The 24,491-nt window shown below is 72.0% G+C and carries 24 protein-coding genes and 1 pseudogene; 13 read left to right on the top strand and 12 right to left on the bottom strand.

The annotated features are described in order from the left end of the window. The first annotated feature begins 176 nt into the window (after positions 1-176). Positions 177-1,094 carry a M23 family metallopeptidase gene (locus tag AB0J76_RS29745; protein ID WP_352318917.1) on the top strand — a complete coding sequence of 306 codons (918 nt, stop codon included), beginning with the start codon at positions 177-179 and terminating at the stop codon, positions 1,092-1,094. On the opposite strand, the gene AB0J76_RS29740 is transcribed toward AB0J76_RS29745, so the two are convergent. Further along, positions 1,057-2,220 (bottom strand): FAD-dependent oxidoreductase, encoded by a 1,164-nt coding sequence (locus tag AB0J76_RS29740; RefSeq protein WP_352318919.1) that lies wholly within the window; start codon positions 2,218-2,220, stop codon positions 1,057-1,059. The genes AB0J76_RS29745 and AB0J76_RS29740 overlap by 38 nt on opposite strands. A gap of 77 nt (positions 2,221-2,297) precedes the next feature. Next, positions 2,298-3,518 (bottom strand): deoxyguanosinetriphosphate triphosphohydrolase, encoded by a 1,221-nt coding sequence (locus AB0J76_RS29735; protein ID WP_352318921.1) that lies wholly within the window; start codon positions 3,516-3,518, stop codon positions 2,298-2,300. Between the two features lie 80 nt (positions 3,519-3,598). Between AB0J76_RS29735 and AB0J76_RS29730 the strand changes: the two genes are divergently transcribed. Next, on the top strand, positions 3,599-5,089 hold the full coding sequence (locus AB0J76_RS29730) for a M48 family metallopeptidase (RefSeq protein ID WP_352318923.1): 1,491 nt from the start codon (positions 3,599-3,601) through the stop codon (positions 5,087-5,089). On the opposite strand, the gene AB0J76_RS29725 is transcribed toward AB0J76_RS29730, so the two are convergent. Together AB0J76_RS29725 and ppdK are read right to left on the bottom strand one after the other, a co-directional pair. Further along, entirely contained in the window at positions 5,086-5,556 is a 471-nt protein-coding gene (locus tag AB0J76_RS29725; protein WP_352318925.1) for a GNAT family N-acetyltransferase, read from the bottom strand. The genes AB0J76_RS29730 and AB0J76_RS29725 overlap by 4 nt on opposite strands. 286 nt (positions 5,557-5,842) lie before the next feature. Further along, entirely contained in the window at positions 5,843-8,479 is a 2,637-nt protein-coding gene (gene ppdK / locus AB0J76_RS29720) for a pyruvate, phosphate dikinase (protein ID WP_364391143.1), read from the bottom strand. A gap of 420 nt (positions 8,480-8,899) precedes the next feature. Between ppdK and AB0J76_RS29715 the strand changes: the two genes are divergently transcribed. Next, positions 8,900-9,343: a hypothetical protein gene (locus AB0J76_RS29715; protein ID WP_352331184.1), complete on the top strand. Its 444-nt coding sequence runs from the start codon at positions 8,900-8,902 to the stop codon at positions 9,341-9,343. Positions 9,344-9,402: 59 nt separating this feature from the next. On the opposite strand, the gene AB0J76_RS29710 is transcribed toward AB0J76_RS29715, so the two are convergent. Both AB0J76_RS29710 and AB0J76_RS29705 read right to left on the bottom strand, forming a co-directional pair. Next, positions 9,403-10,575 carry a HAMP domain-containing sensor histidine kinase gene (locus AB0J76_RS29710; RefSeq protein WP_352323394.1) on the bottom strand — a complete coding sequence of 391 codons (1,173 nt, stop codon included), beginning with the start codon at positions 10,573-10,575 and terminating at the stop codon, positions 9,403-9,405. After that, positions 10,572-11,234, bottom strand: coding sequence for a response regulator transcription factor (locus AB0J76_RS29705; protein WP_352323395.1), 663 nt, complete (start codon positions 11,232-11,234; stop codon positions 10,572-10,574). Before AB0J76_RS29705 ends, AB0J76_RS29710 begins: the two co-directional genes overlap by 4 nt. A gap of 150 nt (positions 11,235-11,384) precedes the next feature. Between AB0J76_RS29705 and AB0J76_RS29700 the strand changes: the two genes are divergently transcribed. Next, positions 11,385-12,314: a dienelactone hydrolase family protein gene (locus tag AB0J76_RS29700; RefSeq protein ID WP_352323396.1), complete on the top strand. Its 930-nt coding sequence runs from the start codon at positions 11,385-11,387 to the stop codon at positions 12,312-12,314. 90 nt (positions 12,315-12,404) lie between these two features. Here AB0J76_RS29700 and AB0J76_RS29695 read toward each other — a convergent pair whose 3' ends face one another. Together AB0J76_RS29695 and AB0J76_RS29690 are read right to left on the bottom strand one after the other, a co-directional pair. Then, a complete protein-coding gene (locus AB0J76_RS29695; RefSeq protein WP_352323397.1) occupies positions 12,405-13,790 on the bottom strand; it encodes a glycine--tRNA ligase in 1,386 nt (461 codons plus the stop codon). A 94-nt stretch (positions 13,791-13,884) separates the two neighbouring features. Then, positions 13,885-14,172 carry an antibiotic biosynthesis monooxygenase gene (locus AB0J76_RS29690; RefSeq protein WP_352323398.1) on the bottom strand — a complete coding sequence of 96 codons (288 nt, stop codon included), beginning with the start codon at positions 14,170-14,172 and terminating at the stop codon, positions 13,885-13,887. 57 nt (positions 14,173-14,229) lie between these two features. Here AB0J76_RS29690 and AB0J76_RS29685 point away from each other — a divergent pair, with 57 nt between their 5' ends. The 5 genes from AB0J76_RS29685 (at position 14,230) to AB0J76_RS29665 (ending at position 17,586) form a co-directional block, all read left to right on the top strand. Next, entirely contained in the window at positions 14,230-14,574 is a 345-nt protein-coding gene (locus tag AB0J76_RS29685) for a DUF6703 family protein (RefSeq protein ID WP_352323399.1), read from the top strand. 75 nt (positions 14,575-14,649) lie between these two features. Next, entirely contained in the window at positions 14,650-15,555 is a 906-nt protein-coding gene (locus AB0J76_RS29680; protein ID WP_352323400.1) for a zinc ABC transporter substrate-binding protein, read from the top strand. Then, positions 15,552-16,331, top strand: coding sequence for a metal ABC transporter ATP-binding protein (locus AB0J76_RS29675; RefSeq protein ID WP_352323401.1), 780 nt, complete (start codon positions 15,552-15,554; stop codon positions 16,329-16,331). The genes AB0J76_RS29680 and AB0J76_RS29675 overlap by 4 nt, the downstream gene beginning before the upstream one ends. Further along, positions 16,328-17,200 (top strand): metal ABC transporter permease, encoded by an 873-nt coding sequence (locus AB0J76_RS29670; RefSeq protein ID WP_352323402.1) that lies wholly within the window; start codon positions 16,328-16,330, stop codon positions 17,198-17,200. The genes AB0J76_RS29675 and AB0J76_RS29670 overlap by 4 nt, the downstream gene beginning before the upstream one ends. Then, on the top strand, positions 17,197-17,586 hold the full coding sequence (locus AB0J76_RS29665; RefSeq protein ID WP_352323403.1) for a transcriptional repressor: 390 nt from the start codon (positions 17,197-17,199) through the stop codon (positions 17,584-17,586). Before AB0J76_RS29670 ends, AB0J76_RS29665 begins: the two co-directional genes overlap by 4 nt. On the opposite strand, the gene AB0J76_RS29660 is transcribed toward AB0J76_RS29665, so the two are convergent. Next, the gene (locus AB0J76_RS29660) at positions 17,526-18,443 is read right to left on the bottom strand and encodes a DMT family transporter (protein WP_352323404.1); all 918 of its coding nucleotides are present in this window, start codon (positions 18,441-18,443) and stop codon (positions 17,526-17,528) included. The two genes, AB0J76_RS29665 and AB0J76_RS29660, sit on opposite strands and share 61 nt — an antisense overlap. A 91-nt stretch (positions 18,444-18,534) precedes the next feature. On the opposite strand from AB0J76_RS29660, the gene AB0J76_RS29655 reads away from it, so the two are divergent. After that, positions 18,535-19,062, top strand: a complete 528-nt coding sequence (locus tag AB0J76_RS29655) for a CGNR zinc finger domain-containing protein (protein WP_352323427.1) — start codon at positions 18,535-18,537, stop codon at positions 19,060-19,062. A gap of 312 nt (positions 19,063-19,374) precedes the next feature. Here the strand turns inward: AB0J76_RS29655 and AB0J76_RS29650 are convergent. From AB0J76_RS29650 to recO, 3 genes and pseudogenes are all read right to left on the bottom strand, one after another. Next, positions 19,375-19,623: pseudogene (locus AB0J76_RS29650) on the bottom strand (ATP-binding cassette domain-containing protein); the annotation flags it as partial. Positions 19,624-19,645: 22 nt separating this feature from the next. Further along, positions 19,646-20,428 carry an isoprenyl transferase gene (locus tag AB0J76_RS29645; protein WP_352323405.1) on the bottom strand — a complete coding sequence of 261 codons (783 nt, stop codon included), beginning with the start codon at positions 20,426-20,428 and terminating at the stop codon, positions 19,646-19,648. After that, the gene (recO, locus tag AB0J76_RS29640; RefSeq protein ID WP_352323406.1) at positions 20,425-21,159 is read right to left on the bottom strand and encodes a DNA repair protein RecO; all 735 of its coding nucleotides are present in this window, start codon (positions 21,157-21,159) and stop codon (positions 20,425-20,427) included. The genes AB0J76_RS29645 and recO overlap by 4 nt, the downstream gene beginning before the upstream one ends. A gap of 140 nt (positions 21,160-21,299) precedes the next feature. On the opposite strand from recO, the gene AB0J76_RS29635 reads away from it, so the two are divergent. The 3 genes from AB0J76_RS29635 (at position 21,300) to AB0J76_RS29625 (ending at position 24,490) form a co-directional block, all read left to right on the top strand. Then, positions 21,300-22,808 carry a CDP-alcohol phosphatidyltransferase family protein gene (locus AB0J76_RS29635; RefSeq protein ID WP_352323407.1) on the top strand — a complete coding sequence of 503 codons (1,509 nt, stop codon included), beginning with the start codon at positions 21,300-21,302 and terminating at the stop codon, positions 22,806-22,808. After that, positions 22,805-23,524 carry a DUF5941 domain-containing protein gene (locus AB0J76_RS29630; protein ID WP_352323408.1) on the top strand — a complete coding sequence of 240 codons (720 nt, stop codon included), beginning with the start codon at positions 22,805-22,807 and terminating at the stop codon, positions 23,522-23,524. The genes AB0J76_RS29635 and AB0J76_RS29630 overlap by 4 nt, the downstream gene beginning before the upstream one ends. 255 nt (positions 23,525-23,779) lie before the next feature. Next, entirely contained in the window at positions 23,780-24,490 is a 711-nt protein-coding gene (locus AB0J76_RS29625) for a hypothetical protein (RefSeq protein WP_352323409.1), read from the top strand. The last annotated feature ends 1 nt before the right edge of the window (position 24,491 follow it).

Raw genomic sequence — 24,491 nt, 5'->3', positions numbered from 1 at the left:
CGCCCCTCGCGGGGTGTGCCGCGGCCGGTGAACGGCGTGGCACGGGCTGTCGACGGCCGGGGAAGACGCGCGTCACCTCTGGGTTGCTAAAGCGGGAAACTGGTGATGCGGAGTCCCGTGGTCGGCTACAAAGGTGAGGGTTGTCGGTGGAAACGGTGACACGGGTGAGGAAGACTATGCATTCCGGGCATATCGTGCGGTGGGCGGTTGTGGCCGGCGCCGTGCTGCTCACCGGCGCCTGCGCCCAGGCGACCGGGGTGGCGGGCGTCAGCGCCCAGTCGCCCTCCACGGCCCCGCCCACGGGCACGTCCACTGGGACGCCCACTGGCACCCCGGCGGTCACCGCCACCATCCCCTCGCCCGGCCCGTCCGGCCAGGAGGGCGAGCAGCAGGCCGAGCGGCCGCCCAAGGGGGACGACCCGGTCAAGGTGCCGCCGCCCAAGCTGTCGAAGTTCACCTACACGTTCCCGGTCAAGGGCTGCGGCACGACCTACCAGCGCAGCCTGCTGGTGCTGCCCAAGACGACGATCTGGGCCCCGCAGGGCTGCTCGTTCGTCGCGCCGGTGGACGGCGTGGTGGACGAGGTCAACGTCAAGAACCGGTGGGCGCCCTCCACCGACAAGGGCGCCGACCGCGAGGGCCGGTTCGTCACGATCATCGGCGACGACGGCGTGCGTTACCTCGGCGGCCACCTCGACTCCGTCGCCGAGGGGGTACGGCCCGGCGTGCGGGTGAAGGCCGGGCAGCTGCTCGGCCGGGTGGGCAGGTCGGGCAACGCCCGCGACGCCGGCTCCAACCTCTACTTCGCGATCTCCTGGAAGACCGGCCCGGCCTACTGGTGGGTGCGCCGGGGCATGGTCGAGCCGTGGGACTACCTGGACGCCTGGCGCTCCGGCAACCGCACGCTCTCCCCCCGCAAGGAGACGCTGGCGCTGCGCGGCAAACTCGGCGAGACGCCGCGGTGCGCGGTCCAGTGCACGTCGAAGAAGGTGCCGCAGGCCACCAAGCAGCCCAGGAAGCCGCGCAGGACCGCCCAGCCCAAGGACGACAACCCGATCACGGCGGACCCGTCGTCAACTCCTTTCGGTCAATGACGGCGCCCGACCTGATCAGCTCCTGGATCTCCGGCACGGCGTCCCGGGTGTTGACGCCCATGCCGGCGACCACCCGGCCCTCGCGCAGCCAGAAGGCGACGAACCGCAGGTCCTCCAGCGACCCTCGGCAGACGATCTCGTCGTGGCCGCCGGTGTCGCCGGTGAACTCCATGCTCAGGTCGTACTGGTCGGTGTAGAGGTAGGGGATGTCGTCGTGGACGACGTCCTGGCCGAGCATGGCGCGGGCGGCGGCCGGACCGCCCTTGAGCGCGCCCGACCGGTGCTCGACGCGGACGTGCCGGCCGTACAGGGGGTGGAAGGGCTCGGCGGCGTCGCCGGCGGCGTAGACGTCGGGGTGCGAGGTGCGCAGGGAGGCGTCGGTGCGGATGCCGTGCCGGACCTCCAGGCCCGCGTCGCGGGCCAGTTCCACCTCGGGCGCGACGCCGATGCCGGCCACCACGAGGTCGGCCGTCAGCCGCTCCCCCGTGCTGAGCCGCACGCCGGTGCCGGTGACCTCGGCGACCGCGGTGCCGAAGCGCAGGTCAACGCCGTTGCGGGCGTGCAGGCGGGCGAACACCGCGCCCAGCTCGGGGCCGAGCGCCCGGTTGAGCGCGGTGGGCTCGGGCTCGAGGACGGTGACCGGGCAGCCCGCCGCGCGGGCCGCCGCCGCGCTCTCCAGCCCGATCCAGGACGCCCCGACCACGATGACGCTGCCGCCCTCGGCGAAGCGCCGCCTGAGCGCCTCGCAGTCCTCGACGGTGCGCAGGTAGTAGGCCGGGCCGGGCAGGCGTCTCGGCGTCGCCCCGGTCGCGATCAGCAGCTTGTCGTAGGCCCGCCGGGACCCGTTGGCGAACCTGACGACGTGGTTGCGGGGCTCGATGCGGGTGACGGGCAGGCCGAGCCGCAGCTCCACGTCGTTGTCGGCGTACCAGCCGGGGGCGTGGACGTAGATCTTCTCCCGCTCGCCGCCGCCCCGCAGGTACTCCTTGGACAGGGGGGGCCGTTCGTACGGGCGTTCGCTCTCCGCGCCGGCGAGCACGACCTCGCCGGCGAAGCCCTCCTCGCGCAACGTCTGCGCGGCCTTGGCTCCCGCAAGGCCCGCGCCGACGATGACATATGTAGCCATGCGCGCAGTATCCGCCGACGAGGCAGGTCCGCAAAGCCGCTCGTGGGGGCGGTTTCACCGGCCCCGGCGGCCTGCCGTCACTTCGACAGGCGCCGGTGCCAGGCCACGGCCGAGGTGTCGGTGAGCGAGGCGATCTGGTCGATCACGACGCGCACCCGGGCGGCGTCGTCGGGGGCGTCCAGGAAGGCGGGGCGGAAGGCGGGTTCGAGGGTGGCGGGGGCGCCGAGGGTGATCAGCGAGGCCAGCTCGGTGATCAGCTCGCGCTGTCTGGCCTGGTTGGCGTGGTGGCCCTCGGTGGTCATCACGTAGTGGGCGGTGACGCCCTTGAGCAGGGCGCACTCCAGCAGCGTGGCGCGCGGCACGACGAGGTCGGCGCGGTGGCGGGCGCCGTGGACCTCCTTGGTGGCGGTCTGGGCCGAGCGGCAGAACCGGCCGATCAGGCCGCTGGTGAGCGCCTTGAGGCCGGCCAGGTCGGCGAGCGTGGCCTCGAAGCGGCGCGGCCACAGCGGGTCGGCGATCAGCTTGGCGAAGACCTCCTCCAGCTCGTTGAAGTCGGCGCCGGGCGCGTACCAGGCGCGGGTGACGCGGGCCACGGCGCCGCGCTCCACGGGCGACTGGAGCGCCTCCGGGGTGACGTGGCCGGAGTGGAGGGCGTCCTCCAGGTCGTGGACGGAGTAGGCGACGTCGTCGGCCCAGTCCATGATCTGGGCCTCGAAGCTCACGCGGCCCTCGGGGGCGCCGTCCCTGATCCACTCGAAGACCGGCAGGTCGTCGTGGTAGACGCCGAACTTGGGGGACTTCTCGCACGTCCAGGGGTATTTGACGGCGGCGTCGAGCGCGGCCCGGGTGAGGTTGAGGCCGGCGCTGCGGCCGTCGTCGGTGAGGACCTTGGCCTCCAGCCTGGTGAGCAGGCGCAGGCTCTGGGCGTTGCCCTCGAAGCCGCCGCACGAGGTGGCCAGCGCGTTGAGCGCCACCTCGCCGTTGTGCCCGAACGGCGGATGGCCGAGGTCGTGGGCCAGGCAGGCGGTCTCGACCAGGTCGGGGTCGACGCCGAGCGTGGCGCCCATCTCCCTGCCGACCTGGGCGCATTCGAGGGAGTGGGTCAGCCGGGTGCGCGGGATGTGCTGGCCGCCGCCGAGCGTCTCGCCTGGGCCCACGACCTGGGTCTTGGCCGCCAGCCTGCGCAGCGCGGCGCTGTGCAGGACGCGGGCGCGGTCGCGTTCGAACGCACCGCGGCCGGGGTTGCCGGGTGGTTCCGGGACCCATCGTTCCTGGTCGTGCTCGTCGTAGTACGACATTGGTGCAGTGATTTTATCCAGTTTCCTGTCTCCGCTAGTGTCGAGCCTCGCGAGAACCCCTTCCCCGGGAGCCCTCCCCCATGACGACAGCGTTCCGAGCGGTGCTGGCCTTCAGTCTGCTCGCCGGCTTCTACGTGCTGGTCGGCGTCATCCTGGTGGCCGCCGTGTTCTTCGACGTCCTGCTGCTGGTGGACTTCCGCGTCGCGGCGCTGAAGGTCGCGATCGTGCTCACGCTGGCGGCGGGCGCGCTGGTGCGGGCGCTGTTCATGGTGGGCCGGAACCAGGGGGGCGAGCTGCCGGGCGTGCCGGTGGGGCGCGAGCACGAGCCCGCGCTCTGGCAGGCGGTGGAGGACCTGGCCCGGCGGGTGCGCACCGCGCCGCCCGACGAGATCCGGCTCGTCCCCGAGGTGAACGCGGCAGTGTCGGAGGACACCCGGTTCCTGGGGCTGCGCGCGACGCGGCGGCGGATGTTCATCGGGCTGCCGCTGCTCCAGACGCTCACCGTCGACGAGCTGCGCGCCGTGCTCGGGCACGAGCTGGGCCACTACAGCGGGGCGCACACGCGGCTGGGCGCGCCCGTCTACCGGGGGCGGGTCTCGCTGATCGCGACCGTGCAGGGGCTGGGCAACCATCCGATCATTCAACGGCTCTTCGCCTGGTACGCCAAGCTCTACCTGCGGGTTTCGCAGGCCGTGTCGCGCCGCCAGGAGCTGGAGGCCGACGCGTTCGCGGTGGCGATCGGCGGCCGCCAGGCCATGTCGGGCGCGCTCCGCAAGATCCACGACACCTCCCTGGGCTGGGACCTGTACGCCGGCGACTACCTGTCGCTGACCGGCGTGGGCGGCACCCGGCCTGCCTCGGTGTTCGGCGGCTTCCACGCGCTGATGAACGACCCCGGGCGGCAGGCCGAGATCGCCCGGCTGGGCGAGCGGCCCGAGGAGGTCTCGCCGTACGACTCCCATCCCAGCCTGGCCGACCGGCTGGCCGCCATCGCGGTGCTGCCGGAGCCGGAGCACGTCCCCGATCCGCGGCCGGCGCTGACGCTGCTGCGCGACCCCGACGTCGCGGCCGAGGCGGTCGAGCGGTCGATGTGGACGCCGGAGGCGCTGGCCGGGCTGCGCCCGGTGCCGTGGGACGAGCTGGTGGCCCAGGGCATGTACGCCGGCCGCAACGCCGAGGCCCTGCACGACCTGGCGGTGGCGGGACAGCGGGTGATGGGGGCGACGCGGCCCTACCTCGACGCGGCCTTCGAGGCGATCGCCAGGGGCCGCCAGGCCGAGCTGGCCGAACGGCTGCGCGAGCTGGGCTGGAAACCGTCGGAGACGCTGCTCGCCGGGGTGCTGGGGCAGGCGCTGGAGGCGGTGCTGATCCAGCTCGGCGAGGCCAGGTGGACGCTGTCCTGGTCGGGCCCCGCCCGGCTGCTGTACGACGACGGCGAGGAGGTGGCCCTGGCCGAGTACGCGGCCCGGGTCGCCGGTGATCCGGAGGCCGTGGCCGGGCTGCGGCAGTGGCTGGGCGACCACGGGATGCGGCACGACTACGTGCCGGCCGAGGAGCCTGTGCCCCGTTAGCCGGCCGCGGGCCGCCCGGCGTCCGGCCGGCGGACCATGAGGACGTCGACCTGGTCCGCGCCCTCGACGGTGAAGCCGTGCCGCTCGTAGAGCCGCTGGGCGGCGCTGCCCCGCAGAACGACCAGGCGCACGGTCGCGCGCTCGGCGTCGGCGCGGTCCAGCAGCGCCCGCAGCACGGCCGAGCCGAGCCCGCGTCCCTGGACGGCGGGGGCGAGGTAGAAGTGCTCCAGCCAGCGCCCGTCCTCGGCGGGGCGCAGGGTGACGCAGCCGGCGAAGGCGCCGCCGGCCAGGATGACGGAGGTGTGGCCGGGGGCGAAGCTGTCGCGGAAGCGCTGCCGTACCCGGTGCTCGTCGAAGCGGCCCAGCCGTTCCAGGTCGGGGCGCATCACCGTGGCCCGCAGCTCCGCGATCGCCTCCACCTCGTCCGGCCCGGCGGGCCGCAGCTCCCATTCCAGGAGATCTTTCATGGCGGAAAGTATCCCAAAAGCCGCTTTTCCCGCGATCTCCGGGGTTCATGGACAGGAAATCAACAGATCTTCAACCGGGCGCTCCTACGATCCGTCGCAAGGAGCGCTCCTCCAGGGAGCGCCGGCAGGGAGGGAACCCCCGTGAACTTAGGCGTCTCGGAGATCATCATCGGTTTCGTGCTCTTCTTCCTCCTGATCGGGATCGTGGTGTTCACCGCCGTGTCGCTGGCCAACCGGCGCCGCGGCTAGGGGCGGCCGGGGCCCGGGGCCCCGGCCGCCGCGCTCGTCAGCGGGTGTCGGAGTCGGTGTCGGTCAGGGCGGCGCGGCCGGCCTCCAGCCGGGCCACCGGGATGCGGAACGGGGAGCAGGAGACGTAGTCGAGGCCGACCTCGTGGCAGAAGTGCACCGAGTCGGGGTCGCCGCCGTGCTCGCCGCAGATGCCGACGTGCAGGTCGGGGCGGGCCGCGCGGCCCTCCTCGACGGCGATCCTGACCAGCCGTCCGACGCCGTCGCGGTCCAGGGTCTCGAACGGGCTGACGCCGAAGATGCCGAGCTCCAGGTAGCGCGAGAAGAAGGCGGCCTCGACGTCGTCGCGGCTGAAGCCCCAGGTCATCTGGGTCAGGTCGTTCGTGCCGAAGGAGAAGAACTCGGCCGCCTCGGCGATCTGGCCCGCCGTCAGCGCCGCCCTCGGCACCTCGATCATGGTGCCGATCAGCGCCTCGACGCCGTTCTCCGCGAGGATCCTGGTCGCCTCCTCGCGTACGGACTCCAGCTCCTGGACCGACGCCACCAGCGGGATCATGATCTCCGGCCGCGCGCCCGGGACCTCCGCCGCGGCCTGGGCGATCGCCCGCACCTGCATGGCGAACAGCCCGGGGATCACCAGGCCGAGACGCACGCCGCGCAGGCCCAGCATCGGGTTCTGCTCGTGCAGCCTCTTGACGGCGGCCAGCAGCCTGCGGTCCTTGTCGGTCACGTCGGGCGAGGTGGCGACCTTGACCGACAGGTCCACCAGGTCGGGCAGGAACTCGTGCAGCGGCGGGTCGATGAGCCGGATGGTGACCGGGTCGCCGCCCATGGCCTTGAAGATGCCGATGAAGTCGGCCTTCTGGAGGGGTTCGAGGGCGTCGAGCGCGGCCTGCCGCTCCTCGTCGCCGTCGGCCAGGACGAGGTCCTCGACGAGCTGGCGGCGCTCGCCGAGGAACATGTGCTCGGTGCGGCACAGGCCGATGCCCTGGGCGCCGAAGCGGCGGGCCCGCGCGGCGTCCTCGGGGGTGTCGGCGTTGGCGCGGACCCGGAGCCGGCGCACGGAGTCGGCGTGGCCCATGATCCGGTCCACGGCCCTGACCAGGTCGTCGTCCGGCTGCGCGCCCTCGAAGTACTCGACGACGGCCGAGTCCACGACCGGCACCTCGCCGAGGTAGACCTCGCCGGTGGTGCCGTCGATGGAGATCACGTCGCCTTCGGAGACGACCTCGCCGCCGGGCGCGGTGAACCTGCGCTCGCCGGTGGAGACCTCCAGCTCCTCGGCGCCGCACACGCACGTCTTGCCCATGCCGCGGGCGACCACGGCGGCGTGCGAGGTCTTGCCGCCGCGGCTGGTCAGGATGCCCTTGGCGGCGATCATGCCGGCCAGGTCGTCGGGGTTGGTCTCGCGGCGGATGAGGATGACGTCCTCGCCCTGCCCGGCCAGCTCGACGGCGCGCTCGGAGGAGAAGACGACCTTGCCGACGGCGGCGCCCGGCGAGGCGTTCATGCCCTTGGCGATCTTCTTCTTCTCGGCGCCGCCGTCGAAGCGGGGGAACATGAGCTGGGCGAGCTGGTCGCCGGTGACGCGGGTGACGGCCTCGTCGAGGGTGATCAGGCCCTGGTCGACGAGCTGGGTGGCGATGCAGAAGGCGGCCGCGGCGGTGCGCTTGCCGACCCGCGTCTGGAGCATCCACAACTTGCCGCGCTCGATCGTGAACTCGATGTCGCACAGGTCCTTGTAGTGGTTCTCCAGCGTCTCCATGATCTGCAGCAGCTCGTCGTAGGAGCGCTTGTCGAGGCGTTCGAGTTCCTGGAGGGGGATGGTGTTGCGGATGCCGGCGACGACGTCCTCGCCCTGGGCGTTCTGCAGGTAGTCGCCGTAGATGCCCTGCTGGCCGGAGCCGGGGTCGCGGGTGAAGGCGACGCCGGTGCCCGAGTCGTTGCCGACGTTGCCGAAGACCATGGCCACGATGTTGACGGCGGTGCCGAGGTCGGCCGGGATGCGCTCCTGGCGGCGGTAGAGGATGGCGCGCGGGGCGTTCCAGGAGTCGAAGACCGCCATGACGGCCAGCCGCATCTGCTCGCGGGGGTCGGCGGGGAAGTCCTTGCCGGTCTGCTCCCGGACGATGCCCTTGTAGGTCTCGACGAGACCCTGCAGCTCGCCCGCGTCGAGGTCGGTGTCCTGGCGGCGGCCCTTCAGCTCGTCGAGCGCGTGCTCGAACAGGTCGCCGTCGAGGCCGAGCACGGTCTTGCCGAACATCTGGATCAGCCGGCGGTAGGAGTCCCAGGCGAAGCGGTCGTTGCCGCCCGCCTGCTTGGCCAGGCCGTGCACCGACTCGTCGTTGAGGCCGATGTTGAGGACCGTCTCCATCATGCCCGGCATGGAGAACTTCGCGCCCGACCGTACGCTGACCAGGAGCGGGTCGTCGGCCTGTCCGAGCCGGCGGCCCATCTGGGCCTCCAGGGCGTCCAGGTGCTCGGCGACCTCGCGCTCCAGGCCGTCGGGAAGAGCGCCTTCCGTCAGGTAGTGACGGCAGGCTTCAGTGGTGATCGTGAATCCGGGGGGTACGGGCAGCCCGAGATTCGTCATCTCGGCGAGATTCGCGCCCTTTCCACCGAGAAGATCCTTGAGATTCCTGTTGCCCTCGGTGAAGTCGTAAACGTACTTGGCCACCACAGCTCCAATCCAACGCTTCTGCCCGGGACTCTACCGGCGAAATTGATGATGAAACTGCACTCCTCGGTTAAGTCATCGTTTTTGCAGGTCAACCGCCCATGACAGGTCTAATCCAATTATAGGACCGCTGCCCGATAAATTGGTTTATACCAATTGGTTTACACCAATTCTTGAGAAAGAGGAGCGAGAGGTGGGGAATCGGATCGGGTCCCGCCAGGAGACGCCCATGGCCGCTGCCGCCATGCCAAAGCGTCGTGCAGGCTTCGTCGCGGGGTCGGCCAAGTCCCCCGCGGACACGGTGATCTACCTGGACCTCCGGGCTCCGCGCCCGGGCGGCGGCCGTCGTGATCGCTCAACGTGACCCAGCTCGGGTCGTTCCGCGATATGGACGTGATCGAGGCATGACACTCTGCTCGCATGCCCCGCACGACGTCCCGAGGTCTGATGGCCGCCTGCCTGGTCCTGGCGCTGTCCGCCTGCGGCTCGGGAACGCCCGAGCCGTCCGCGGGGTCGTCGGTGCCGGGCGCGGAACAGCGGCACGCGACCCAGCTGCGGCCGGGCGACTGCCTCGTGTCCATCCCCGACGACCTGATCGCGACGCTCGTGCCGTGCGGGAACCCGCACGCGGCCGAGTTCGGCATGATCTACGTCGTGCCGGAGGGGGCATGGCCGGGCGCCGAGCGGGCCAGGCGGCAGGCCACGGACTTCTGCGCGCCGCGGCTGCGGATCGCGCCGGGCAGGCGGAGCGAGGTGGAGGTGACCGCGTTACCGCCGCTGGAGGAGGAGTGGCCGCGCCACCGCACGGCGTACTGCGTGGCGGTGGCGCGGGACGGGCAGCTCGTCGGGCGCGTACTGGAGTAGGGCCCGCACAGGCCCGCGTCGGCGCGAACCTCGCGGCGCGGTCAGGCGGGGGCGCGGGGTCAGGTGGGGAGGGGGTTGGTCTCGGGGGCCGGGCCCGGGGCGCCGTCGCGCGGCGGCAGCCACAACACGAACGTGGCCCCCTGCCCGAGGCTGGAGAACACCGCCACCCGTCCCCCGTGCGACTCCACGATCTGCCGGACGATGGCCAGGCCGAGGCCCGTGTGCCGGTCGCGCCGGCTGGCCTCGCCGCGCCAGAACCGATCGAAGACCCGCTCCTGCTCCGCCACGCCGAGGCCGGGGCCGTCGTCCCTGACCGCGACCCACAACCAGCCGCCCGACCGGCCGGCCCCCACCCGGACGCTCCCGCCCGGCGGGGTCAGGCGCACCGCGTTGGACAGCAGGTTGGCCACGGCCCGGCGCAGCGCGTCCTGGTCGCCGGTCATCTCCAGGTTCGGGACCAGCCCGCGGGTGATCGTCAGGCCGCGGGCGGCGGCCGGCGCCGCGTACTCCTCGCACGCCTCCCGCGCCACCCTGCTCAGGTCGAGGTCGGTGTCGGCGAACGCGGTCGCCTGCCGCCGAGCGCTGGCCAGCAGGTCCTCCACGAGCCTGGTCATGCGGGTGGTCGCCCGGTCCACGATCTGCACGGCCCTGGCCCGCTCCGCCTCGCTGGCCTCGGGCGAGGCGAGCACGGCGTCCACGTTGGCCCGGATGATCGTCAGGGGGCTGCGCAGCTCGTGCGAGGCGTCGTCGATCAGCCGGCGCTGCGCGCTGAACGCCTCCTCCAGCCGGTCGAGCATGGTGTCGATGGTGTCGGCCAGGTCCTTCAGCTCGTCGCGCGAGCCGCCCAGCCGGATCCGCCGCGTCAGGTCGGTCGCCTGGATCTCCTCCGTCGTCCGGGTGATCGACCGCACCGGACGCAGCACCCGCCCCGACAACACCCAGCCGATGCCCAGGGACGCCAGGTAGAGCCCGGCCAGGGTGGCCAGCGAATAGTCGCGCAACGTGGCCAGCGTCCTGATGTTGACCTCGTTCTCGACCTCCTCGATGAAGACGACCTCCTGCTTGCCCACGTACTGGTTGCCGCGGTACGCCTTGGCGTACTCGGTCGAGTACGGGCGTTCCTCGGTGGTCTTGGAGACCGCGACGTAGATGCCGCCCAGCACCAGCGCGGCCAGCACGAACAGCAGCCCCGAGTAGAGCACGGTCAGCCGGAAGCGGATGGTGTGGATCACGCCGGCTCCCTGAGCCGGTAGCCGCGGCTGATCACCGTCTCGATGAGACCGTCCTCCTGGAGCTTGCGGCGCAGGTTGCCGACGGTGACCCGGACGGTGTTGGTGAAGGGGTCGGCGTGCTCGTCCCAGACGTGTTCGAGCAGCTCCTCGGTGGAGACCACATGGCCGGGACGGGTCATCAGATAGTGCAGCACGCCGTACTCCTTGGGGGTCAGGGCCAGGGAGCGGCCGTCGAGGGAGACCTCCATCCGGGCGGTGTCGATGCGCAGCCCGCCCACCTGGAGGACGGCGGTGCCGCCGGTGTCCCTGCGCAGCAGCGCCCGCACCCTGGCCAGCAGCTCGGGGAAGGCGAACGGCTTGACCAGGTAGTCGTCGGCGCCCTCGTCGAGGCCGCGCACCCGGTCGTCGAGGCGGTCGCGGGCGGTGACCATGATGATCCGCACCCCGCGGCCGGCGGCCCGTACCGAGCGGCAGAGCTCGAAGCCGTCGCCGCCGGGCAGGTTCAGGTCGAGCAGGACCAGGTCATAGGTGTTGACCTCCAGCTTCTCGTGCGCCGACGGCGCGTCGTAGGCCACGTCCACCGCGTAGCCCGCCCGGACCAGACCCACCCGTAACGCGTCGACCAGGTCTTCCTCGTCCTCGACCACCAGCAGTCGCATGATCTTGACCATAGTTCCGGATGAGGGGGCACGCCATGGGTCCGGAGCGGCGTTCCCGGATTCAGCACCACCTCACCAAACGCCAGCGAAAGACCACATAACTATCGCCTTTACACGATTTTTCGGTGCTCACCGTTAGATCTTTCGACCATGACGCCCTTCCAGCGATATTTGGCAGAAGAAGTGGCACTCGACCACGTAGAGGGCCTGATCTCGCGGCGGGAGGCCCTGCGCCGCCTGGGCCTCCTCGGGCTCACCCTCCCCGCCGCCACTGCCCTCCTCGCCGCCTGCGGCGCCACCCCTGACACCGACCCGGGCGCCGACCCCGACACCGACGCGGCGAGCACGCCGCCTGCCGCCGCGCCGTCCGGCACGGCCTCCCCCGCGGGCCCGGCCCCGCTGCCCACGCAGGAGATCACGTTCCCCGGTCCGGACGGGACCACCCTGCGGGCCGCCTGGGCCGCCGCCGCCGTCCCCAAGGGCGCGGTGCTGGTCATGCACGAGAACCGCGGGCTGACCGACCACATCCGGTCGGTCACCGGCCGGCTGGCCGCGAGCGGCTACTCGGCCCTGGCGCCCGACCTGCTCTCCCGGGACGGCGGCACGGCCGCGTTCGCCGACCCCGCACAGGTCACGGCGAAGCTGGGCGAGATCCCTCAGGAGCGGTTCGTGGCCGACATGAAGGCGGCGGTCGGCGAGCTGGAGCAGCGGGCCGAGGGCGCCGGGCTGGGCATGATCGGGTTCTGCTTCGGCGGCGGGATGACGTGGCTGCTGCTGGCGTCCGGGGAGACCCGGCTGGCCGCCGCCGCGCCCTTCTACGGCCCGCTGCCCGACGACGCCGACCTGACCGGCACCAAGGCGTCCGTGCTGGCGATCTACGCCGAGCAGGACGACCGCGTCAACGCCACCAGGGACGCGGCCGAGGCGGCGCTGACGAAGGCCGGGCTCACCCACGAGCTGGTGACCGTCCCCGGCGTCGGCCACGCCTTCTTCAACGACACGGGCGCCCGCTACGACGAGCGGGCCGCCTCGCAGGCCTACGACTACGTGCTGACCTGGTTCGGCCGCCACCTGTCCTGACCGACCCGGCCTGTCCTGCGGCCTGGCTGGAAAACGCGAGCGCCGCCCGCGGCGGAGAGCCGGGGCGGCGCCGGTGAGGTGGTGCCGGGGTCAGTCGTTGAGGCGCTGGCGCAGGTAGGAGTCGACCTGGTCGATGGCGATGCGCTCCTGGGCCATGCTGTCGCGCTCGCGGATCGTCACCGCGTGGTCTTCGAGGGTGTCGAAGTCGACGGTGATGCAGAACGGGGTGCCGATCTCGTCCTGGCGACGGTAGCGGCGGCCGATCGCGCCCGCGTCGTCGAACTCGACGTTCCACCGCCTGCGCAGCTGCGCGGCCAGGTCGCGCGCCTTCGGCGACAGGTCGGCGTTGCGCGACAGCGGCAGCACCGCGGCCTTGACCGGCGCGAGCCGGTGGTCGAGCCGCAGCACCGTGCGCTTCTCCAGGACGCCCTTGGCGTTGGGCGCCTCGTCCTCGGTGTAGGCGTCGAGCAGGAAGGTCAGCGTGGCCCGGTCGACGCCGGCGGCCGGCTCGATGACGTAGGGGACGTAACGCTCACCGGTGTCCTGCTCGAAGAAGCTCAGGTCGACGCCCGAGGCCTTGGAGTGGGCGGTGAGGTCGAAGTCGGTGCGGTTGGCGATGCCTTCGAGCTCGCCCCACTCCGAGCCCTGGAAGTTGAAGCGGTACTCGACGTCGACGGTGCGCTTGGAGTAGTGGGACAGCTTCTCCTGCGGGTGCTCGTAGAGGCGCAGGTTGTCCTTGTTGATGCCCAGGTCGGAGTACCAGCGGAACCGCTCGTCGATCCAGTACTGGTGCCACTCCTCGTCGGTGCCGGGCTTGACGAAGAACTCCATCTCCATCTGCTCGAACTCGCGGGTGCGGAAGATGAAGTTGCCCGGGGTGATCTCGTTGCGGAAGGACTTGCCGACCTGGCCGATGCCGAACGGGACCTTCTTGCGCGCCGACTGCTGCACGTTGAGGTAGTTGATGAAGATGCCCTGGGCGGTCTCGGGACGCAGGTAGGCCAGGCCCGACTCGTCCTCCACCGGGCCGAGGAAGGTCTTGAGCAGGCCGCTGAACTGCCGGGGCTCGGTGAAGGTGCCCTTGTTGCCGCAGTTGGGGCAGGTGATGTCGGCCAGGCCGTTCTCGGGCTCCTTGCCGTTCTTCTCCTCGTAGGCCTCGACGAGGTGGTCGGCGCGGAAGCGCTTGTGGCACGACTGGCACTCGGTCAGCGGGTCGGTGAAGGTCTCGACGTGGCCGCTGGCCCGCCAGACCTCCGGCGCCAGGATGACGCAGGAGTCGAGGCCCACCACGTCGTCGCGCGACTGGACCATCGACAGCCACCACTGCCGCTTGACGTTGTTCTTCAGCTCGACACCCAGAGGACCGTAGTCCCACGACGCGCGAAGTCCGCCGTAGATCTCGCTCGACGGGTAAACGAGCCCGCGGCGCTTGGCGAGGCTGACGATGGTGTCCATGACGTCGGTGCGTCGTGCCATTTTGGTTGCGTCTCTTTCCGGCTGGAGGTCGGCGAGTGAATTCGGTGAGATCCCAGCTTAGGGGACGCCCACCCGGTCCCGCGCGCGAGTGATGCTACGCGCCCTCTTGCGTGTACACGTCCTCGAACGCGCTGGGTTCGTTGACCATGAGGATCATCAACGGGTACATGACCATCCTGGAGGCCGACAGCGCCCTGCGGTAGAACCCGGCGCCCTCCCATTCGCTGACCAGCGCCCACAGGTTGGGCTCGTCGACCGAACGGGCCAGCCGCCCGCGGTGGAACCCCGGCTGGGCGGCGAAGGTGTCGAGGATGGCGTGGCCCTGCTTGAGGAAGTCCTGGGACTGGGACTCTGGCACGGTGTATCGGATCACGGCGAGCACCAGCCCAGCCTAGAGGTGCGCACCCTGCTGTCACGCGAACTCCCATAGGCTCTCGACGTGGCCTCCAAAAACAAGCGCCCGCTGCCCCGGGGCGAGCAGTTCTTCACGCCGGGCGCGGGCGGCGCGCGCAGGGCCGTCGAGCGGCGCAGCGCGGTCCCGATGACGTTTCTGTTCACGCAGGTGCCCAGGTGGGTGGCCCCCGCCGTGCTGGTGATCCTGCTGCTGGCCGCCTTCGCGCTGGCCAACTGGCTGGGCGGCGTGGCGGCGCTGGCGGTGCTGGCGTTCGTCGGGTGGCTGGCGTACCTGTCGTGGCCGTCGCTGGGCGTCGGCGGGCGGCTGCTGCGGGTCGTGATGCTGGTCTTCCTGGCGCTCCTGGCCGCTGACCGGTTTGGGGCGTTCTAGGCCGGCCCGCCGGGGATTTTGACAATCATTTTCATTTTCTCCATACTTGAGGGCGTGATGTCCCGTACGCCCCCAATGCGCGCCGTAACCTTCCTCGCCGGAGCAGCCCTGCTGGCCACGTCCGCCTGTGGCGCCGGGGCCGCGGAGAGCACCGAGACCGCCGCGGGCGGCAGGCCCGCGGTGATCGCCGCCTTCTACCCGCTCCAGTGGCTCACGGAGCAGGTGGCCGGGCCCGACGCCGACGTGACCGTCCTGACCGCGCCCGGCGTCGAGCCGCACGACCTGGAGCTGGGCATCCAGCAGATGACCAAGCTCCAGGACGCCGCGCTCACGGTCTACGTCAAGGGCGTGCAGCCGGCCGTCGACGACGCCGTCTCCGCCGACACCGCCTTCGACGCCGCCGCCGTCGTCACCACGATCCCGGCGGACGGGCACGCCGGCGAGGAGGGCCACGCCGAGGAGCACGGCGTCTCCTACGACCCGCACATCTGGCTCGACCCGTCCCGGCTGGCCACGGTCGCCGGGAAGCTGGGCGAGCGCCTGGCCGCCGCCGACCCCGCCCACGCGCAGGCCTACAAGGACCGCGCCGCCACGGCGGCGGGCGTGCTGGGCGGCCTCGACCAGGAGTTCGCCAAGGGCCTGGCCGGTTGCGCCGGCAAGACGCTGGTCACCGCGCACGAGGCGTTCGGCTACCTGGCCGACCGCTACAAGCTCAAGCAGGTGGGCATCACGCTCGACCCCGAGACCGAGCCGTCGCCCAAGCGCCTGTCGGAGGTGGCCGCGCTGGCCAGGGCCGAGGGCGCCACCACGATCTTCACCGAGTCCCTGGTGAGCCCGAAGGTGGCCGAGGTGCTGGCCGGCGAGGTCGGCGCGAAGACGGCCGTGCTCGACCCGCTGGAGAGCAAGCCCGCCGGCGACTACCTGACGGCCATGCGCGACAACCTCAAGACCCTGCGGACGGCTCTGGGGTGTGCGGCATGAGCGAGACGGCGTTCGCGATGACCGGCGGCCGGGTCAGCTTCGACGGCCGGCAGATCCTGCGCGGCGTCGACCTGACCGTCTGCCCCGGCGAGGTCGTGGCCCTCCTGGGGGCCAACGGCTCGGGCAAGTCCACCCTGGTCCGCGCCCTGCTCGGCCTCACCCCGCTGTCCGGCGGCCAGACCCTCCTGTACGGCTCCCCGCCCGCCCGGTTCCGCGACTGGTGGCGCATCGGCTACGTGCCCCAGCGCCTCCAGGTCGGCGGCGGCGTGCCCGCCACCGTCCGCGAGGTCGTGGCCTCGGGCCGCGTCGCCAGGCAGAGCCGGCTGCGCAGGACCAGCGCGGCCGACCGGGCGGCGGTCGCGCACGCCCTCGACGCGGTCGACCTGACCGGCCGGGCCGGCGACCCCGTGCAGTCGCTCTCGGGCGGCCAGCAGCAGCGCGTGCTCATCGCCCGCGCCCTGGCCGGGGAGCCCGACACGTACGTGATGGACGAGCCCACGGCGGGCGTCGACGCCGAGACCCAGCAGCTCCTGGCCGACACGCTGAGCGGCCTGGTCCGCGACGGCAAGACGATCGTCCTGGTCGCCCACGAGCTGGGCCCGCTGGAGCCGCTGATCACCCGCGGCGTCGTGGTCCGCGAGGGCCGCGTCGCGCACGACGGCGAGCCGCCGCGGCCCGAGGGCGAGTGCGCCAGGCCGGGACACGAGCACCAGCATCCGCACGCCGAGGAGCCGGCCGCCGGCCCGCTGACCGGCTGGCAGGGAGAACCGCGATGATCGACCTTCTGCAGGAGAACCTCTTCCAGCTCGCGCTGATCGCCGCGCTGCTGGTGGGGCTGTGCGCGCCCGCGGTGGGCACGTTCATCGTGCAGCGCAGGCTGTCGCTGCTCGGCGACGGCATCGGGCACGTCGCCCTGACCGGCGTGGCGCTGGGCTTCCTGACCGGCACGGCGCCGGTGCTGACGGCCGTGGTCGTCTCGGTGCTGGGCGCGGTGGCGATCGAGCTGGTCAGGGCCCGGGGCCGGACCAGCGGCGACGTCGCGCTCGCCCTGCTGTTCTACGGCGGCATCGCGGGCGGCGTCATGCTCATGGGCATCGCCCCCGGCGGCAGCAACGCCAAGCTGAACTCCTACCTGTTCGGCGCCATCGCCAGCGTCACGCGGGAGGACATCTGGATCATCGGCGCGCTGGCCGTGGCGGTGATCGGCGTGGTCGTCGTCTTCGGCAGGGAGCTGTTCGTGCTGTGCCAGGACGAGGAGATGGCCAAGGCCAGCGGCCTGCCGGTGCGCTTCCTCAGCCTGCTGATCGCGGTCACCGCCGCGCTCACCGTGGTCATCGCCATGCGCGTGGTCGGCCTGCTGCTGGTCAGCGCCCTGATGGTGATCCCGGTGGCCACGAGCCAGCAGCTCACCAGGGGCTTTCGGGCGACGATGGGCCTGGCGATGCTGTTCGGCGTGCTCGCCTCGGTGGGCGGTCTGCTGGCCTCGACGATGTCGTCGCGGGTGCCTCCGGGCGCGGCGATCGTGCTTCTCGCCCTCGCCGGCTTCGTCCTGGCCCTGGCTGTCGGTAAATTCGTACGGCGAGGCCGTATCCAGGAGTCCCCAGTGAGCCGGCGACCACATGTCCGTGTCGAGGAGGTCGCATGACGACGAGGCGCGATGCCGTGCACGACACCCTTCGCCGCAGCGAGGGGTTCCGCAGCGCCCAGGACGTCTATGCAGAGATGCGCCTGCACGGCGCCAAGATCGGGTTGACCACCGTCTACCGGGCGTTGCAGGCGCTGGCCGACTGCGGCCAGGTCGACGTGCTGCGCACCGACGAGGGCGAGTCGGTCTACCGGGCGTGCGCCAGCGACGACCATCACCACCACCTGGTCTGCCGCCGCTGCGGGCACACGGTCGAGGTGGCCGGCCCGGCCGTCGAGCGCTGGGCGGAGGCGGTCGGCAGCGACCACGGCTTCACCGAGATCACTCACACGGTCGAGGTCTTCGGCACCTGCTCGTCCTGCTCGGCGCCGGCCCGCGTGGGCTGAGGGCCGCGGGAGCCGTACAGCACGCCGAGCACGACGGCGGCGCACCCGGCGAGCTGCAGCGCGGAGGGCCGCTCCCCCAGCGTGAGCGTGGAGATGGCGACCGTGGTCATCGGCTGCACGAGCAGCAGCAGCGCCGTGAGCGCCGCGGGCTGCCTGGGCAGCGAGTACGTGATCAGCAGCCATCCGGCCACCTGCGGCCCCAGCGCGAGCAGCAGCAGCCATCCGTGCGCCGGCCATTCCGGGGCCAGGTCGGCCCCGCCGAACAGCGGGCTGAGCGCCGCGATCAGCACGGTGGCCACGACGGTCGCGTGCGCCAGCGGCCCCGCCGTGCGCCCCGGCCCGGCCTTCATGAGCAGCAGGTAGGCCGCGTACACGACCGAGGTCGCCAGCCCGGTGACGGCGCCCATGACGGGGTCGAGCCCGTAGGCCGCGCCGTCGAACACCCCGGAGATCAGCACGACCCCGCCGAAGACGATCGGCGTGCTCGCCATGAGCCGGTTGGCGGGGCGCTCGCGGAAGAGGCCCCAGGCGGCGAAGGCCACGATGAACACCTGCAGGTTGCCCAGCACGGTCGCCAGGCCCGCGCCGACCAGCTTGATCGACTGGTGCCAGAACAGCAGGTCGAGCGAGAACAGCACGCCCGCCGCCCAGGCCGGCAGCGCGTTCCGCCAGGGCAGGGGCCCCAGCTTCCGCCGTTCGAGCCAGGCGAGCAGCACCATGGGCGGCGCCGCGTACGCGCAGCGGAACAACGCCGACGTCGCGGGCGACGCCCCGGACAACCGCACCAGGGGCGCGGAGGTGGAGATGATCAGTGCTCCGGCGATCGCGATCAGGACGATACGCCGATATGCACTCACGGAAACCCCCGGAGCCCCATGGGAGAGATACGCTGCGACCACGCTAGAACCGGCCCCGACAGGAGTCAACATGCCGTTTGGCCATGACATGGTGCATTCTTTGGCGACCGTTGTCGACCTGGTCAACACCTCGCCGTCCACCGGCGGCGACGACGGTCTGGCCAGCCTGGCCGAGCTGCAAGCCTTCGTGGAGTCCCGGCAGATCAGCGGCATCGGCGCGCTGACGGCCCGCGACCTCGGCCAGGTGCGCATGGTGCGCGAGGCGTTCCACCGGGTGTTCACGGCCTCCGACGTGGCCAGCGCCGTGCGCACGCTCAACGCGTTGCTCGCCGAGACGCGCATCACGCCCAGGCTGACCGAGCACGACGGCCACCCGCTGCACGTGCACTACTTCGCCACCGACGCCTCCCTGGCCGAGCACGTGGCCGCCGACTGCGGCGTGGCGCTGGCGCACCTGCTGGTGGAGGGCGAGATGGAGCGTCTGCGCACCTGTTCGGCCCCCGACTGCGACCGCGTGTTCGTCGACGAGTCCCGCAACCGCTCGCGGGTCTACTGCGACAGCCGCACCTGCGGCAACCGCATGCACGTCGCCGCCTACCGGGCCCGCCGCCGCGCCTGACCGCCCCGCACGCGAACCGCCCGTCCCCGCGACGATCGGGGGACGGGCGGCAGCTGCGGGTGGTTCAGGGTGCTTCGCTGGACGTCTGCCACCACGGCGGCTTGGCGGTGGCGAAGACGTCGGAACAGTTGCACGAGCCGCAACCTGGGATCATCGGCCCTCCTTCATCGTGGGGGAACGGGTTGTACCCGCCTTCACCGGCTCTCAGCCTGACCCTCGTGCCAGAATTCCGGATACCGCCGCGACGCCACGTCCTCTCAGCCGGCGTCGCGCCGCCGCAGGGCCAGCAGCCCGCCGGCCGTGAGCCCGGCCGCCGCCGGACAGGTCGGGCCACAGCGTGACGTCGCCCGGCACGTACGCCAGGCGGCGGTGCAGCTCGGCGGCCTCGCGCCAGGGGTCGCCGCCGAGCAGGCGCACGCTGCCCGCGTCGGCCCGCGCGAGGCCGAGCAGGATCCGGAAGGTCGTGCTCTTGCCCGCGCCGTCGGGGCCGAGGAAGCCGTGCACCTCGCCGGTGCGCACGCTCAGGTCGAGCCCGTCGAGGGCCCCAGCGCGGCAGCTCAGCGGGGGTGAACCCGGGGTGTCCCTAGGCGCCGGCGACCTCGTTGGGGATCGCGCCGCCGTAGCGGCGGTCGCGCTTGGCGTAGATCTCGCACGCCGCCCACAGGTCGCGGCGGTCGAAGTCGGGCCAGAGCCGGTCGAGGAAGACCATCTCGGCGTAGGCCGACTGCCACAGCAGGAAGTTCGAGAAGCGCTGCTCGCCCGAGGAGCGCAGGAACAGGTCGACCGGCGGGATCTCCGGCTCGTCGAGGTAGCGGGCGAACACCTTCTCGCTCACCTTCGACGGCTTGACCCGCCCGGCCGCGATGTCGGCCGCCAGCTTCACCGCCGCGTCGACGATCTCGGCCTGACCGCCGTAGTTGACGCAGAACTGCAACGTCAGCTTGTTGTTGCCGAGCGTCATCTGCTCGGCGGCCTGCAGCTCGGAGATCACGCTCTTCCACAGCCGGCCCGGCCGGCCCGCCCAGCGCACCCGCACGCCCATGGCGTTGAGCTCGTCGCGCCGCCGCCTGATGACGTCGCGGTTGAAGCCCATCAGGAAGCGCACCTCGTCGGGCGAGCGCTTCCAGTTCTCCGTGGAGAAGGCGTAGGCGCTCAGGTAGGGGACGCCCAGCTCAAGGGCCCCCTCGATGACGTCGAACAGCGAGGACTCGCCCGCCTTGTGCCCTTCGGTGCGCGGCAGGCCGCGTGCCTTGGCCCAGCGGCCGTTGCCGTCCATCACGATGGCGACGTGCCGGGGCACGAGGTCACGCGGGATCGGCGGCGGGGTGGCGCCTGACGGATGAGGGGTCGGAGGCCGGACGTTCACGCATGCTCCCTTTCGACGTGTCGCAGAGAGCGTATTCCGTGTTCCAGATGCCATTGCAGATATGCGGCCACCAGACCGCTGCACTCGCTGCGGTGGCGCGACTCCGAGGCGTCGGCGGTGACCCAGTCGCCGCGCAGCAGCGCCGTCATGAGCCCGATCGTCTCCCCCGCCGGCACCGCCGAGCCCGCCGGACGGCACGCCCCGCACACCACGCCGCCCGCGACGATGGCGAAGGCCCTGACCGCCGGGGCCTGGCACTTGGCGCACGCCTCCAGCGCGGGCGCGTAACCGGCCACCGCCAGCGAGCGCAGGAAGTACGCGTCGAGGACCAGCCTGGCCTCGTGGGCGCGTTCGGACAGCGTGCGCAGGCCGCCGACCAGCAGCAGGAACTGCCGCAGCGCCGGCTCCTTCTCGCCGTGGGTCAGCCGGTCGGCCGTCTCCAGCATGGCGCTGCCGGCGGTGTAGCGGGGGTAGTCGACGGCCAGCGCCTCGCCGTAGGGCCTGATGGTCTCCGCCTGGGTGATCACGTCGAGCGTGCGGCCGGTGTGGAGCTGGAGGTCGACGTGCGTGAACGGCTCCAGCCGCGCGCCGAAGCGTGACTTGGTGCGGCGCACGCCTCTGGCCACCGCCCGGATCTTGCCGGTGCGCTTGGCCAGAACGGTGACGATGCGATCGGCCTCACCGAGTTTCTGCGTCCGCAGGACGACGCCTTCGTCGCGGTAGAGACTCACTTGCCCATCTTACGGCCGCCCGCGCGGCATGTTCCGGGCATGCTCTGGTGACGCGAGTTTGCCCTGCCGTCACTAGACTTTGACGTCTGTCCCCGCATCACCCGTTGTTCAACCCCCCGCTACTGCCTCGAAAGGGAGTCATGACCCGCGTGGTCCTGCTGGGCTCTTCGCCCGGCCCCGACACCTCTCCGACCGGCCTGAGGCTGGCCGCGCTGCCCGGCAATCCCACCGTGGCCGAGCGGCTGCGCAGCCAGCTCGTCTCCTATGACCCGCGGCCCGCCACGATCGAGACCGGCGACGTGGCCGCCGCCCTGCGCGCCCTGGCCGACGTCGCAGAATCGGCAACGGAGAGCCTCTTCATCATCCCCCAGAACTCGGTCGTCCACGACGAGCTGATCTACCAGATCACCAAGGCCAAGCGCGGCGCGCTGGCGCTCGTGGCCAAGGAGCCGCGTCTGGAGGTGGCCGAGGAGGCGCAGGAGGACACCGTACCGATCGACGAGGCCGACCCGGAGATCGGCTACGGCCGGCTCGAAGGGCTGCCGGTGCGCGCGCGCGTCGGCAAGTCGCGCGTCGTGTCGGTCGGCACCGCCAACCACGCGGTGACCAGGCCCAACGCGGTGGTGCTCGGCCCGCTGCACATCAGCGCCCGCAACGCCCCCGTGCTCGCGCAGACCTGCCGCGAACTGGCCCTCATGGCCGACCGCTTCGGCGCGGACGACGACCTCGTCCAGCTCGTGGTGTTCGGCCTGGTGCGCAACGGCGTGTCGGTCGGCGTGCGCGGCCGCCGCGACCTGTTCTACCGCCGGGTGACCACGCCGGAGGAGGTCAACGAGGCCGGCGCCGAGATGGCCGGCATGAACGAGGACCGCGCCCGGCTCAACAACGCGGTCAAGGGCGCCGACGGCTTCTTCACCACCTACTTCGTCTCCACCTACTCGCGCTTCATCGCCCGCTGGGCGGCGCGGCGCGGGCTCACGCCCAACCAGGTGACGCTGATCTCGATCACGCTCGGCGTGGCCGCCGCCGCCTGCTTCGCCACCGGCGAGCGGCCGTGGATGGTCGCCGGCGGCCTGCTGATCTACTTCGCCTTCGTCTTCGACTGCGTCGACGGGCAGGTGGCCCGGTACGCCCGCAAGTTCGGCGTGCTGGGGGCCTGGCTCGACGCCACCTTCGACCGCTTCAAGGAATACGTGGTCTTCGCCGGCCTGGCCGTCGGCTGGGTCGTCTCGGGCAACGGCGACGACATCTGGATCCTGGCGCTGGCCGCCATCGGGCTCCAGTCCGTACGCCACCTGCTCGACTTCTCCTTCGGCATCTCCAACCGGCGCAAGCCGCCCGCGCAGCTGCCCACCCTCCCGCTCGACGCCCCCGACGACCGCGACCTGCGCAGGGCGCTGGAGCGGCGCAAGGCCGAGCGCAGCCAGGGCCTGCGCGGCGTGCTCAAGATGTGGACCAGGGCGGGCAAGTTCCGCGCGGTCCACTGGGCGCGGAAGATGATCGTGTTCCCCATCGGCGAGCGGTTCGCGGCCATCGCGATCACCGCCGCCCTCTTCGACGCCCGGATCACTTTCCTCACCCTCGTGATCTGGGGCTCCGTCGCCGCCGCCTACACCCTCACCGGACGCCTCATGAGGTCGCTCGTATGATCACTCAACCGCAGGCCATGGCCACCCCCACGCCGGACCCCGACGAGGAACGCCGCCGCATCCAGACCGCCCGCCTGCTCGCCTACCGCGACGACGGCCCGCTCGTGCACGCCCTCGCGGGCAAGCTGGGCAAGGGCCTGCCGCCCGTGCCCGCCACGCTCGTGGCGCTGCTCGCCGTCGTCGCCGTCACCGTCGTCGGGCTGCCCGACAAGGGGCCGCTGCTGCTCGTGCCGGTGGCCATCACGCTGCTGCTCGTGCTGCCGACCGCGCCGCGCGACCACCTGGGCCGCTTCGACTGGCTCACCCCGCCGCTGCTGCGCGGCACCGAGTTCCTCGCCATGATCGCGATCGGCCTGGCCGCCGGCGCGCCGAAGTGGCTGCTGTTCGTGCTGGTCTACGTCGTGGGCTACCACACCTACGACACCGTCTACCGCACCCGGCAGAGCATCTGGCCGCCCGCGTGGGTGTTCCACGCGGGGCTCGGCTGGGAGCTGCGCCTGCTGATCATCGGTGCCGGTGCGGCGCTGGGCTGGCTGACGCCGGTGCTCGCGGTGCTGACGGCGTACCTGTTCGTGCTGTTCGCGGTGGAGAGCGTGACGAGCTGGGTGCGCCTGGACAAGGCCTCCGCGCAGGCCGGCGCCGACGCCGAGCAGGACCTCGAGGCCTCGCCCGAGGACGCGCTCGAGCAGGCCACCGGCGAGGCGGAGAAGGGCTGAGCGGCCACCTCCCCCTCCGGACACGACGGCGGTCACGGGCTCCCGACCAGGGCGCCGGTGGCCGCCGTTTCGCGTGCGGACGCCGGATCACCCCGCCGGAAAAGGACATGACGAACTAGTCTGAAATTCAGTGACATTCGAGCCGGGGTCGCGTCCGGCCGGAGCCAGGAGACGCGGATGGCGTTCTTGTCGCGGCCGTTCGGACGAGGGGACCCGCCGGACGGGCGCGCGAACCTCCCCGGCCGGAGGGCGCCGATGACCAGCCGGTCCGGGCGGGTCGTGGTGGTGCTGGCGCTGGCCGCGGTCCCGGTGAGCGGGTGCGGCACGGATCCGGGCCCGGTGTGCGGCGCGGTCGTCGACGCGACGGGCTACGCCGACCCGGTGACCGCCAGGAACGACGTCGAGTCCGAGCTGCCGGGCTTCGCCAAGGGCTGCGACTGGATCGGCTTCGCGGCGGTGACCGGCGGCTCGGAGAGCGGCGCGTGCCGCAGGGACCCGGTGCCCATCGCCGCCACCCGCACCGAGAACCCCGACGACGACCCGGCGGTCGAGGACCGGGTCAGGGCCCGCCGGATCACGCAGGTGCTGCCCCGGGCGGTCGAGCTGCTCGACTGCCCGAAGGAGGGCCGGGGCTCGGACGTCCTGGGCGCCCTGCGGTACGCGGCCAAGCAGCTCAGCGCGCTGCGGCAGCCGGACCGGGAGCACCGGCTCATCGTGTTCAGCGACCTGCTCAACGACCACGGCGACCTGGACGTCGGCGAGCTGGACCCGAACGAGGCCGCCCGCGGCCGGAAGATCGAGGAGCTGCGGGACGCGCGGCTGCTGCCCGACCTGTCCGGGTACGCGGTGGTGGTGCACGGGTTCCTGCGGGCGAAGAAGTCCGCCCCCGGCCGGTTCCCGCTGCTGGAGAGCTTCTGGCGGGCGGCGTTCGAGGCCGCCGGGGCGTCGTCCGTCGATCTGCTCTAGA

The sequence above is a fragment of the Nonomuraea sp. NPDC049624 genome, from assembly GCF_040675255.1.
Lineage (GTDB): Bacteria > Actinomycetota > Actinomycetes > Streptosporangiales > Streptosporangiaceae > Nonomuraea.
This window is presented reverse-complemented; position numbering and strand designations above follow the sequence as displayed.

Coding starts and splice junctions, on each gene's coding strand:
- AB0J76_RS29625 (WP_352323409.1), top strand. CDS start 23,780: ATGACCAGCCGGTCCGGGCGGGTCGTGGTGGTGCTGGCGCTGGCCGCG.
- AB0J76_RS29715 (WP_352331184.1), top strand. CDS start 8,900: ATGCCCCGCACGACGTCCCGAGGTCTGATGGCCGCCTGCCTGGTCCTG.
- AB0J76_RS29725 (WP_352318925.1), bottom strand. CDS start 5,556: ATGAAAGATCTCCTGGAATGGGAGCTGCGGCCCGCCGGGCCGGACGAG.
- AB0J76_RS29665 (WP_352323403.1), top strand. CDS start 17,197: ATGACGACGAGGCGCGATGCCGTGCACGACACCCTTCGCCGCAGCGAG.
- AB0J76_RS29695 (WP_352323397.1), bottom strand. CDS start 13,790: ATGGCACGACGCACCGACGTCATGGACACCATCGTCAGCCTCGCCAAG.
- AB0J76_RS29745 (WP_352318917.1), top strand. CDS start 177: ATGCATTCCGGGCATATCGTGCGGTGGGCGGTTGTGGCCGGCGCCGTG.
- AB0J76_RS29740 (WP_352318919.1), bottom strand. CDS start 2,220: ATGGCTACATATGTCATCGTCGGCGCGGGCCTTGCGGGAGCCAAGGCC.
- AB0J76_RS29675 (WP_352323401.1), top strand. CDS start 15,552: ATGAGCGAGACGGCGTTCGCGATGACCGGCGGCCGGGTCAGCTTCGAC.
- AB0J76_RS29630 (WP_352323408.1), top strand. CDS start 22,805: ATGATCACTCAACCGCAGGCCATGGCCACCCCCACGCCGGACCCCGAC.
- AB0J76_RS29735 (WP_352318921.1), bottom strand. CDS start 3,518: ATGTCGTACTACGACGAGCACGACCAGGAACGATGGGTCCCGGAACCA.
- AB0J76_RS29705 (WP_352323395.1), bottom strand. CDS start 11,234: ATGCGACTGCTGGTGGTCGAGGACGAGGAAGACCTGGTCGACGCGTTA.
- AB0J76_RS29730 (WP_352318923.1), top strand. CDS start 3,599: ATGACGACAGCGTTCCGAGCGGTGCTGGCCTTCAGTCTGCTCGCCGGC.
- AB0J76_RS29680 (WP_352323400.1), top strand. CDS start 14,650: ATGCGCGCCGTAACCTTCCTCGCCGGAGCAGCCCTGCTGGCCACGTCC.
- AB0J76_RS29635 (WP_352323407.1), top strand. CDS start 21,300: ATGACCCGCGTGGTCCTGCTGGGCTCTTCGCCCGGCCCCGACACCTCT.
- AB0J76_RS29670 (WP_352323402.1), top strand. CDS start 16,328: ATGATCGACCTTCTGCAGGAGAACCTCTTCCAGCTCGCGCTGATCGCC.
- AB0J76_RS29700 (WP_352323396.1), top strand. CDS start 11,385: ATGACGCCCTTCCAGCGATATTTGGCAGAAGAAGTGGCACTCGACCAC.